Origin of the sequence: Pseudomonas sp. GLN_2 (assembly GCF_043106005.1) — a bacterium.
GTDB classification, from domain to species: domain Bacteria; phylum Pseudomonadota; class Gammaproteobacteria; order Pseudomonadales; family Pseudomonadaceae; genus Aquipseudomonas; species Aquipseudomonas alloputida.
This window is the reverse complement of record NZ_JBICMC010000064.1, coordinates 17,253-26,990: the sequence shown is the minus strand read 5'-3', so window position 1 is coordinate 26,990 and position 9,738 is coordinate 17,253. Positions and strand designations below refer to the sequence as shown.

Genomic DNA, 9,738 nt, shown 5'->3' with positions numbered 1-9,738 from the left:
TCCTCGAACAGGCCTGATACATAGATGCAACCGGGTTCCTATGTTCAAAAAAGCAGCTAGACAGTGTGGGCGAGTCCATACATAGGAGCGGGTTTACCCGCGAATACGGTCGCGGCGGCGACGGTGAACGGCAGGTGGAAACTGGCCAGCAGGGCCGGCCCATTTGCGGGTAAACCCGCTCCTACAGCGGCCTGTGCATGTCCAGTCAGGCCGTAGCGCTGACCATCCCGCCCGCACTGCTGCCGCCCTCTTGCTGCAACAGTTCCAGCAACTGCGCCGTGGCCGCCATGATCTGCCCATTGAGGGTAGCAATGCTCGCCTGCTTGGCACCAACCGCTGCTGCTTTCGCAGCCTCGTCCATCTTGCTGTTCTGCAATGCAGCCAACTGTTTCTGATCCTCTGCCAATTGCTTCTGCAGATCCTTGATCAATTGACGCAGCTCGCTCACAGCCTCCGACTCGCCACTGCCTTCTGTGTCGGTGGATTGCGCCGGGCTACCCGCCGACACTTTCATGCTGTCACTGCTGATGCTCAAGGGCCCCACCGCCTCACCGGCCTGTTTCGCCTGCTCACGCTCGGTTGCTGCGTTCGCGCTCAGCGTCTGCGCTGAAACACCATTGATCATCAGGTTGCTTGCCGTGATACCGCTCATGTTGATTCCCTGCCTGAAAGATGGGTCCTTGCCGTAACCAACACATCGGCCGCCTCACGCTGTTCTTTAGCCCGCTTAAATTCCCCCTCGGCTGGCTCGTTCCAACTCATGTACTTGCGCAGGAGCCGGAGCCCCGGCGGGCGTCCATATTCGACCATTCAGGGAATCGCAGCCATGAGCCAGTCTTCACAGCAGGAAACCATCAAAGACATGATCGGCGTGGGCTTCGGCCCCTCCAACCTGGCCTTGGCCATCGCCCTGGAAGAGCTCGCCGAATCCCGGGGCCATGCACTCGACGCACTGTTCATCGACAAGCAGCAAGACTACCACTGGCACGGCGAGACCTTGGCTACCCAGAGTGAGTTGCAGATCTCGTTCCTCAAGGACCTGGTGTCGCTGCGTACCCCAACCAGCCCTTACAGCTTCGTCAACTACCTGCACCAGAAGCAGCGCCTGGCCGACTTCATCAACCTCGGCACCTTTTACCCCTGCCGCCTGGAGTACAACGACTACCTGCGCTGGGCCGCCGAGCATTTCGCCTCCCAGGCGGTGTATGGGCAGGAAGTGTTGCGCATCGAACCGCACATGCATGCAGGCCGGGTCCAACACCTGTGCGTGATCACGCGTGACAAACAAGGCCGCGAATACAGCCGCGCCACCCGCTCAGTGGTGGTGGGCAGCGGTGGCACGCCGAAAATCCCGGAAAACTTCGGCGCCTTCAAGGACGACCCGCGAGTCTTCCACCACTCGCAGTACCTGAGCAGCCTGACCAAACTGCCGTGCACGGCTGGCAAACCCATGCGCATTGCCGTGATCGGCTCAGGCCAGAGCGCCGCCGAGGCGTTCATCGACCTCAACGACAGCTACCCGTCAGTCAAGGTCGACATGATTCTGCGCGGCTCGGCCCTCAAGCCCGCCGACGACAGCCCCTTCGTCAACGAGATTTTCTCGCCCGACTATACCGACCTGGTCTACAACGAACCGGCCGAACAGCGCAGCAAACTGCTGGGCGAATACCACAACACCAACTACTCGGTCGTCGACCTCAACCTGATCGAGCGCATCTACGGCATCCTCTATCGGCAGAAGGTTGCCCATCAGCACCGCCACAATGTGCTGTGCCGGCGCCAGGTGGAAGCGGTGGTGGCCACCCGCGAAGGCCTGGAACTGACCCTGCGCGACCTCGCCACCGGCCAGCAGCAAACCCACCGCTACGATGCCGTTATCCTTGCCACCGGTTACGAGCGCCGCTCGCACCGCGAATTGCTCGCGCCGCTGGCCGATTACCTGGAGGACTTCAGCGTCGACCGCAACTACCGCGTACTGGCCAGCCCGGACCTGCAAGCCTCGGTGTACCTGCAGGGCTTCTGCGAAAACAGCCACGGCCTGAGTGACACCCTGCTTTCGGTCCTGCCGGCACGCGCTGCGGAAATTGGCCGAGCGCTGTACCAGGACCTGGAGCAGTTGCAGGAAAAGCCCCAAGCAGCCGTGGCACTGACCCGCGCCTGACCCCTCTCTACAACCAGCCATCAAGGCCGGACTGGTGCCTCGTGCGCAGTCCGGTGTTTGTGCTTTGAAACATTTGCTTTCATTTTAACCTGCAGGTTTTCGATTCTCATTCGTCCTTATCAGTACAGCACTCTTTGGTTGGCACACGCTCGACCACCCATAGCAGAAGACCGTCTGATGGCCCAAACACCGAAAAAATCCAAATCCAAGCTGTGGTTCCTGGTCCACAGCTGGCTCGCCTTGCCGATCTGGTTCTTTGTCCTGATCGTCTGCTTCACCGGCATGCTCGCCGTGGTCAGCCAGGAAATCGTCTGGCTCGCCGATCCGGCTGTGCGCGCCAACAAGCCAGACGCGGACGCCGAGCGCATGAGCTTTCAGCAGGTACTGGAGGCCTTGAACAAGGCCGAGCCGGACATGGTGGTGGAACGCCTGAGCCAGCCAGATGGTTCGCACTTCGCGGTGAAAGCCAATGTCACACTGCCTGACGGCACCAGCCCGACGCTGTATGTAAACCCCTACACCGGAACCATTCAGGGCAAGACCCCGGACTTCAACTTCGAAGCCTTCACCCGCGCCCTGCACGGCTGGTGGCTGGTGCCGTTCACCAACGGTTTCAGCTGGGGCTGGTACCTGGTCTCGCTGCTCGGCCTGCCGATGCTCGCCTCGCTGGTCACCGGCCTGGTGGTTTACAAGAAGTTCTGGAGAGGCTTTTTCAAACCCGTGCGTACCGGCCATGGTTCGCGAATTTTCTGGGGTGACCTGCACCGTCTGTCCGGGGTGTGGTCAATCTGGTTCATTGCAGTCATTTCCGTCACCGGCACCTGGTTCCTGATCCAGGCGATCCTGTCCGACAACCACATCACCCTTTCCAGCCAGCCCATCGTGCCGGTGATCGCCCGTGAGGAAGTGCCACAAACGCCAGATGGCAGCCCCGCCTCGCGCATCGACCTGGATGAGGCGGCACGCCTTGCCGGGCTGGCGATCCCGGGGCTGGAAGTGACCTCCATCTCGCTCCCCGCCACTGCCTACAGCCACGTCATGCTGTCTGGCCCGGGCTGGTACCCGTTGATGTTCCAGAGTGCGTCGGTAAATCCGTACACACGCAATGTCGACAGCCAGTTCCTGATCAGCGACCGTTCGGCCCTGGAGTTCGTCACCGAGTCCATGCGCCCGCTGCACACCGGCGACTTTGGCGGTTTGCCGATCAAGCTGGTGTGGTTCTTCTTCGGCCTGATCCTCACCCTGATGGTGCTCAGCGGCCTGCTGATCTGGACCAAGCGCACCGCCCAGGCCACCGCCGCGGCCCTCAAGCGCAGCGAGCGCGCTCCGCGTGCAGTACACAGTGAAACCACCGTGGAGATCCATTCATGAGCCAGGCCCAGGCCGTGCCCGCCAGCCCGCTGAAGCAGCTTTGGCTGAAGTGGCGTTTTCACCTGAACATCCTGCTGATCCTGATCCCGCTGGGCTTCATGCCCAAGTACTTCGCCGACGCCAGGCTGTTCCGCGGCGACGCCGGCCTTGGCGCCAACGTGATCAGTGACATCCAGGTCGGCCCTTACAGCCTCGACCTTGCTGAACTGCGTGACGAGGCGCCACGCGCCGACGGCCCCGCCGGTTACTTCAAATCGTTCAATGCATCGCTGTGCAAGGCCTGCATAAAAAACGTCAAGGCAGCCTACCTGCGCATCGGCAAGCCAAGAAGCCTGCGCGCCGCCGGCACCATTTTCTTCGGTGCACCTTACAACATGGGCACCTCGTTGCCGATTCCGCCGCGTACCAAACCCGACGCGCACATCTGGATCACCCTGGAAGGCTGGGACGGCAGCATGCACCAGGCGTCGATCCCCCTGGCCAAGGCATCGCCAGCCACTGTGGCATGGCTCGAGAAACAAGGAGAAAACAAATGAATCACCGGATGCGCACCCTGGCGCTGCCCTTGCTGATACTGGTCGCCGGCCCTGCGCTGGCGCACAACCCGATGTGCGAATGCGAAGAACTGGCCAGCGGTCAGGTCAAGTGCACCGGCGGTTTCTCGGACGGCAGCGGTGCCCCCGGAGTGACCCTGGACGTGATTGGTTATGACGAACAGGTGCTGGTCGGCGGCAAGCTTGGCGACGACTCGACGCTGACCTTCAAACGCCCGGACGGCGAATTCTACGTGCTGTTCGATGCTGGCCCCGGGCACGTGGTGGAAGTGGACTACGCCGATATCGCCCAGCCATGAGCCGCGCCCACGTCATTCGCCCGGCCGGTGCCGGGCACGAAACCCTGTACGTGCTGCTAGCAAGCTTGCTGATCGTGGTGCTCGCCGCCAGCGTGGTGCTGCTGCGCGGTGAGCGCGAGGACGAACAGGCCATCGCCAGCCACCAGATCGACGCCCGCCGTGACCTCACCGCCGCCGAGCAAGGCCTTTACACCGACCTGCGGGTAGCCTTCGACGAGATCCAGCTCCTGCGCGAAGAAAACGCCGTCACGCCCAGCGTAAAGGCCCTGGCCGAAGAAGGCCTGCCGCCGTTCGTGGTGGATGCCGGCAGCCAAAGCCGTGGCGGCCACCAATGGTCATGGCTGGAACCCGGCGCCTACCTTGGCCGCAGCCAGGCCCCGGAAGTGGCCGGCAGCCTGCTGCTGATCCTGCCCCCCGACAGCACAGGCCAAGCCGATATCTGGCTGCGCCGCGACAGCGCCGCCGTGATCCCGGACGACCTCGGCCAGGCCGCTCTGATCGCGGCTGGCTGGCAACAAGTGGTCAGCCACTACGACGCCGGGGTCACCCGCGAACACCGTCACTGAACCCAAGGACCCGCCCATGTTTCGCTCCGCCCTCGCCCTGCTCCTGTCCCTTGCCCTGCCGGCAATGGCCCTGGCCGATAACAGCAAGCCGCTGCGAATCGGCATCACCCTGCACCCCTACTACAGCTACGTGAGCAATATTGTCGGCGACAAGGCCGAGGTGGTTCCCCTGATTCCGGCGGGCTTCAACCCGCACGCCTACGAGCCGCGGGCCGAGGACATCAAGCGCATCGGCACGCTGGACGTGGTGGTGCTCAACGGTGTTGGCCATGACGATTTCGCAGACCGCATGATCGCTACCAGCGAAAAACCCGACATTGCCACTATCGAAGCCAATCAGAACGTGCCGCTGCTAGCGGCCACCGGCATTGCCGCGCGCGGTGCCGGCAAGGTGGTCAACCCGCACACCTTTCTGTCGATCAGCACCACCATCGCCCAGGTGAACAACATCGCCCGTGAACTGGGCAAACTCGACCCGGACAACGCCAAGCTGTACACGCAGAACGCCCGTGCCTACGCCAAGCGCCTGCGCGCCCTGCGTGCCGAGGCCCTGGCCAAGGTCACCGAAGCCCCTGGCGCAACGTTCCGGGTCGCTACCATCCATGCCGCCTATGACTACCTGGTGCGCGATTTCGGCCTGGAGGTGACCGCTGTCGTCGAGCCGGCCCATGGCATCGAGCCCAGCCCGGCGCAGCTGAAAAAGACCATCGACCAGCTCAAGGCGCTGGATGTGCGGGTGATCTTCTCGGAAATGGACTTCCCGTCGGCCTATGTCGAAACCATTCAGCGTGAGTCCGGTGTGCGCCTGTATCCGTTGACGCATATCTCCTACGGCGAGTACACCAAGGACAAGTACGAGGTGGAAATGAAGTGCAACCTCGACACGGTGGTCCGCGCCATTCAGGAGAACCGAGCATGACCGCTGCCGCCAACCTGGCGACAGCCTGCGGACCGCGCATCGAGTTCACTGGCATCGACCTGACCTTGGGGCGCACGCGTATCCTCGAACAGGTCAGTTTCAGCGTGGCAGCAGGCAGCGTGCACGCCATCGTCGGCCCCAACGGCGGCGGCAAGAGCTCGTTGATCAAGACCCTGCTCGGGCAGATGCCACACCAGGGCCAGTTGACCTTGCATTGGCCTGGTGAGCGCGAAGTGATTGGCTACGTGCCGCAGGCACTGGAGTTCGACCGCGGCCTGCCAATGACCGTGGACGACTTCATGGCCGCCATGTGCCAGCGCCGCCCGGCCTTCCTCGGCCTGTCGCGGCGCGTGAAGCCAGCCATTGATGCAGCCTTGGTTCAGGTTGGCATGCTCGACAAGCGCACGCGGCGCATGGGTGCATTGTCCGGCGGTGAGCGCCAGCGCGTGCTGCTGGCCCAAGGCCTGATCCCCGAGCCGCAGTTGCTGGTGCTGGACGAACCGATGTCGGCCCTCGATGAAGCCGGAATCCAGGTGTTCGAACAGTTATTGCAGGGCTGGCGCCAGGCCGGCACTACCGTTCTGTGGATCGAGCATGACCTGGAAGCCGTGTTGCGTCTGGCGGACCGGGTAACAGGCCTTAACCGCCAGGTGCTGTTCGATGCGCCGCCTGCCCAGGCCCTGACTCCGGAGCGCCTGCTCGGCCTGTTCTCCGTTCACCCGCGTAGCGAGAGCCTTGCCTGATGAGTTTTGAAATCTTTCGCCAAACGGTCCAGGACTGGGCCACTGCCGGCTATCTGCCCGAGGCGCTGGCCTACGGCTTCGTGGTCAACGCCCTGTTGGCCGGCCTGATGATCGGCCCGGTGCTGGGTGGCCTGGGCACCTTGGTGGTGGTCAAGCGCTTTGCGTTCTTCTCCGAAGCGGTCGGCCATGCGGCGCTGACCGGCGTGGCCATCGGTATCCTGCTGGGTGAGCCCTATACCGGCCCTTACGGCAGCCTGTTCGGCTACTGCCTGCTGTTCGGCATCCTACTCAACTTCCTGCGCAACCGTACCGGGCTGTCGCCGGACACACTGATTGGCGTGTTCCTGTCGGTGTCGCTGGCGCTGGGCGCCAGCCTGCTGCTGATGCTGGCAGGCAAGATCAACGTGCACATCCTCGAGAACGTGCTGTTCGGCTCGGTGCTGACCGTTAGCGCCCAGGACTTGCTCGTGCTGGGCATCGTCGCGGCGCTGGTGCTGGCCTTGGCGCTGCCGCTGTACAACCGCATCATGCTGGCCAGTTTCAACCCGCAGCTGGCGGCTGTACGCGGGGTAGCGGTGAAGACCCTGGACTATCTGTTCGTGGTGCTGGTGACGTTGGTGACCGTGGCTGCGGTGAAGGTGATCGGGGCCATCCTGGTCGGTGCGCTGCTGGTCATCCCCGCTGCCGCCGCTCGCCTGGTCAGCCAGTCGCTCAAGGGCTTTTTCTTCCTGTCGGTGCTGATTGCCACCATCAGTACCCTGCTCGGTATTTTGCTGCCGATCGTTTTCGACCTGCCGGTGCCGTCAGGGGCCGCGATCATCCTGGTCGCCGGCATCTGCTTTGCCCTGGCCGCCCTGGCCCGCGCCCTCGTTCCCCGCCTGCAAGGAAACCCGGCATGAACTTCAAACACCTGACCCTGGCGCTGGTACTGGCCGGCCTGCCGTCCCTGTCTTTCGCCACGCAAGTGCTGACGACCCTGCCCGTCACCCACAGCCTGGCCAGCGCCCTGCTCGACGGCACTGCGGTGCAGCTTCAGCAGGCAGCACCGGCCAACCTGCCTGCCAGCCGCCAACCGTCGTATTTCAGCGGGCGTGGTGGCGCAGGCCTGCACAAGGCCGCCCAGCAGGCAGATGCGGTGATCGGGGTGCGTTCGATCTGGCGTGACGACCCGCTGTACCCGATGGCCCGACGCAGCAATATCCGCATTGTCGAGATCGATGCCGCGCGACCGGTGGATGGCGCACTGCCGGGCATTGCGGTGAACGGTGACGATGCCTATGGTGCTTACCCCTGGCTCAACCCGACCAACCTCGGACGCATGGCCGACGTGGTGGCCAATGACCTGGAGCGCCTGGCGCCGGACGACAAGGCAAAGATCCAGGGCAACCTGGCAGGGCTCAAGCGCCAATTGCTGGAGCTTTCGGCCAGCAGCCAGACGCGGCTGGCCAAAGTCGACAACCTGACGGTGGTGAGCCTGTCGGAGAGGCTGGGATATCTGGTCAACGGGTTGAACCTGGATGCGGTCGAGCAGCCACTGCCGGCCGAATGGGATGCGGCCGCCCTCAAGGCGCTGGGAGAGAACCTGAAGGCGCAGGACGTGGCGCTGGTGCTGGACCATCGTCAGCCGGACGCGGCAGTGGCCGAGGTGATCAAGGCGGCCGGGGCCAAGCTGGTGGTGGTGGAGAGTGACCCTGAAGATGCGATTGCGGGGCTCAAAGCCAGCGTTGACCAAGTGGTTGGCGCATTGGGCGGGCGCTGATCGGACAAGCCCGCGCGGTGGATGGCACGGGCCGTCGTAGGCGCGGGTTCACCCGAGAAAGGGCCGAGCCTGCTGGCCAAGTTCCACCCGCCGTTCGCCGTTGCTGCCACCACCGTATTCGCGGGCAAGCCCGCTCCTACATTGGACACGCGTCAGTGGTTGAGCGCAGGCCGTCGTGTAGAAGCGGGTTTAACCGCGAAGAGGCCGGCCCTGCTGGCCAATTTCCACCCGCCGATCACCGTTGCCGCCACCACCGTATTCGCGGGTAAACCCGCTCAAGGATCGCGGTTGCTGCCAGGCTAACGCTTCATGCACCGCTGATAGCGCTCATCCACCCGCCCGGCAAACCAGGCCGTGGTCAGCTTGCGGGTAATCTTCGGGCTCTTCAGCTCGATGCCCGGCAACACTGCGCGGGGCACCGGCTTGCCGGCTTTGGCATCCGCCAGGGCGAACACCCCGCTGTACAGCTTGCTGTCCTCGAACGCCAGGCTGTCGGCCTCCTCCAGCTGGCTTCGGACCTGCGGGTTACGCAGCCCCAGCTTCACCCCCAACTTGCGCGCGGCCAGTTCAGTCGTCCCCGGCATGATCGCCCCCGGCGCCACCAGGTCGCCGTCCAGTGACAGCTTCACCCCCGTGACCTTGCTCAATGCCGCCTGGAATGCCGCATTGCGGCTGGCGTACCAGCCCGCGTTGAAATCGGCGAAACGGTAAAGCTGGCGCTCGTAGTTGGCCGGGTAGCCCAACAGGTGGGCAATACCGAAGTACATGCCGCCACGCCGGCTGAACACTTCCTGGCGAATCGTGCCTTCATGGCTGTAGGGGTAATCCCTCGCATGCTTTTCGGCAAAATCGATGCTGACTTGCATCGGCCCGCCGGTGTGCACCGGATTCAGCCCGCCCAGCAAGGTCTTGCCCAGCGGCACGCGAGCAACGACTTCGTCATACAGTTCGCTCAACTGCTTTTCGCTGCGCACCGTCTGCAACCGCTGCTGGTAGCTCTTGCCGTTGCCCGACGGCGTCTTCAGCGCACCGTCGACCAGCAATTTGGGAATATGCAGGCGCGCAGCGCGGCGGTCGATTTCCTGGCGGGCGATACGCCCAAGGTTGGGCACCTGCGGGTCCGCAGTGAAGGTCGACTCCTGTTCGGTCACCGCCAGCACTGCGCACAGGTTACTTTTACTGGGCGCTATGCGCTGGGCTTCGAAGGCTGCCTGGATATCGTTGGCCCAACCCTCGCGGTCCTTGACCTGGGCGGGCAACAGCCGCAGGAGCTGCGCACGGATTTTGGCCGGGTCCGCTTCGGGCGCGTCTTCCCGGCGCCCGGCACAGCCTTGCAACAGCGCCAGGGCCATCATCGAAATGGCCA

At 63.6% G+C, this 9,738-nt stretch carries 12 protein-coding genes; 10 read left to right on the top strand and 2 right to left on the bottom strand.

What is annotated here, in order from left to right:
* Positions 1 to 205: 205 nt before the first annotated feature.
* A complete protein-coding gene (locus tag ACF8Q6_RS15125) occupies positions 206 to 652 on the bottom strand; it encodes a hypothetical protein (RefSeq protein ID WP_392489680.1) in 447 nt (148 codons plus the stop codon).
* Between the two features lie 174 nt (positions 653 to 826).
* On the opposite strand from ACF8Q6_RS15125, the gene ACF8Q6_RS15120 reads away from it, so the two are divergent.
* The 10 genes from ACF8Q6_RS15120 (at position 827) to ACF8Q6_RS15075 (ending at position 8,675) form a co-directional block, all read left to right on the top strand.
* Entirely contained in the window at positions 827 to 2,161 is a 1,335-nt protein-coding gene (locus ACF8Q6_RS15120; protein WP_392489681.1) for a lysine N(6)-hydroxylase/L-ornithine N(5)-oxygenase family protein, read from the top strand.
* Between the two features lie 177 nt (positions 2,162 to 2,338).
* Positions 2,339 to 3,532, top strand: coding sequence for a PepSY-associated TM helix domain-containing protein (locus tag ACF8Q6_RS15115; RefSeq protein ID WP_392489682.1), 1,194 nt, complete (start codon positions 2,339 to 2,341; stop codon positions 3,530 to 3,532).
* Complete coding sequence (locus ACF8Q6_RS15110) at positions 3,529 to 4,068, top strand: hypothetical protein (RefSeq protein WP_012051926.1); 540 nt, start codon at positions 3,529 to 3,531, stop codon at positions 4,066 to 4,068. Before ACF8Q6_RS15115 ends, ACF8Q6_RS15110 begins: the two co-directional genes overlap by 4 nt.
* Positions 4,065 to 4,385 (top strand): hypothetical protein, encoded by a 321-nt coding sequence (locus ACF8Q6_RS15105; protein WP_392489683.1) that lies wholly within the window; start codon positions 4,065 to 4,067, stop codon positions 4,383 to 4,385. The genes ACF8Q6_RS15110 and ACF8Q6_RS15105 overlap by 4 nt, the downstream gene beginning before the upstream one ends.
* Complete coding sequence (locus ACF8Q6_RS15100; protein WP_003256212.1) at positions 4,382 to 4,951, top strand: DUF6162 family protein; 570 nt, start codon at positions 4,382 to 4,384, stop codon at positions 4,949 to 4,951. Before ACF8Q6_RS15105 ends, ACF8Q6_RS15100 begins: the two co-directional genes overlap by 4 nt.
* A 16-nt stretch (positions 4,952 to 4,967) precedes the next feature.
* Positions 4,968 to 5,870 (top strand): metal ABC transporter substrate-binding protein, encoded by a 903-nt coding sequence (locus tag ACF8Q6_RS15095; protein ID WP_392489684.1) that lies wholly within the window; start codon positions 4,968 to 4,970, stop codon positions 5,868 to 5,870.
* The gene (locus ACF8Q6_RS15090; protein WP_012051924.1) at positions 5,867 to 6,613 is read left to right on the top strand and encodes a metal ABC transporter ATP-binding protein; all 747 of its coding nucleotides are present in this window, start codon (positions 5,867 to 5,869) and stop codon (positions 6,611 to 6,613) included. The genes ACF8Q6_RS15095 and ACF8Q6_RS15090 overlap by 4 nt, the downstream gene beginning before the upstream one ends.
* Complete coding sequence (locus ACF8Q6_RS15085) at positions 6,613 to 7,512, top strand: metal ABC transporter permease (protein WP_003256215.1); 900 nt, start codon at positions 6,613 to 6,615, stop codon at positions 7,510 to 7,512. Before ACF8Q6_RS15090 ends, ACF8Q6_RS15085 begins: the two co-directional genes overlap by 1 nt.
* Positions 7,509 to 8,372 carry a metal ABC transporter substrate-binding protein gene (locus ACF8Q6_RS15080; protein WP_392489685.1) on the top strand — a complete coding sequence of 288 codons (864 nt, stop codon included), beginning with the start codon at positions 7,509 to 7,511 and terminating at the stop codon, positions 8,370 to 8,372. The genes ACF8Q6_RS15085 and ACF8Q6_RS15080 overlap by 4 nt, the downstream gene beginning before the upstream one ends.
* 21 nt (positions 8,373 to 8,393) lie before the next feature.
* Entirely contained in the window at positions 8,394 to 8,675 is a 282-nt protein-coding gene (locus tag ACF8Q6_RS15075; RefSeq protein ID WP_392499038.1) for a hypothetical protein, read from the top strand.
* Here the strand turns inward: ACF8Q6_RS15075 and ACF8Q6_RS15070 are convergent.
* A complete protein-coding gene (locus ACF8Q6_RS15070) occupies positions 8,672 to 9,727 on the bottom strand; it encodes a DUF1615 domain-containing protein (RefSeq protein WP_392492358.1) in 1,056 nt (351 codons plus the stop codon). The genes ACF8Q6_RS15075 and ACF8Q6_RS15070 overlap by 4 nt on opposite strands.
* Positions 9,728 to 9,738 lie beyond the last annotated feature (11 nt).

Coding starts and splice junctions, on each gene's coding strand:
- ACF8Q6_RS15125 (WP_392489680.1), bottom strand. CDS start 652: ATGAGCGGTATCACGGCAAGCAACCTGATGATCAATGGTGTTTCAGCG.
- ACF8Q6_RS15120 (WP_392489681.1), top strand. CDS start 827: ATGAGCCAGTCTTCACAGCAGGAAACCATCAAAGACATGATCGGCGTG.
- ACF8Q6_RS15115 (WP_392489682.1), top strand. CDS start 2,339: ATGGCCCAAACACCGAAAAAATCCAAATCCAAGCTGTGGTTCCTGGTC.
- ACF8Q6_RS15110 (WP_012051926.1), top strand. CDS start 3,529: ATGAGCCAGGCCCAGGCCGTGCCCGCCAGCCCGCTGAAGCAGCTTTGG.
- ACF8Q6_RS15105 (WP_392489683.1), top strand. CDS start 4,065: ATGAATCACCGGATGCGCACCCTGGCGCTGCCCTTGCTGATACTGGTC.
- ACF8Q6_RS15100 (WP_003256212.1), top strand. CDS start 4,382: ATGAGCCGCGCCCACGTCATTCGCCCGGCCGGTGCCGGGCACGAAACC.
- ACF8Q6_RS15095 (WP_392489684.1), top strand. CDS start 4,968: ATGTTTCGCTCCGCCCTCGCCCTGCTCCTGTCCCTTGCCCTGCCGGCA.
- ACF8Q6_RS15090 (WP_012051924.1), top strand. CDS start 5,867: ATGACCGCTGCCGCCAACCTGGCGACAGCCTGCGGACCGCGCATCGAG.
- ACF8Q6_RS15085 (WP_003256215.1), top strand. CDS start 6,613: ATGAGTTTTGAAATCTTTCGCCAAACGGTCCAGGACTGGGCCACTGCC.
- ACF8Q6_RS15080 (WP_392489685.1), top strand. CDS start 7,509: ATGAACTTCAAACACCTGACCCTGGCGCTGGTACTGGCCGGCCTGCCG.
- ACF8Q6_RS15075 (WP_392499038.1), top strand. CDS start 8,394: ATGGCACGGGCCGTCGTAGGCGCGGGTTCACCCGAGAAAGGGCCGAGC.
- ACF8Q6_RS15070 (WP_392492358.1), bottom strand. CDS start 9,727: ATGATGGCCCTGGCGCTGTTGCAAGGCTGTGCCGGGCGCCGGGAAGAC.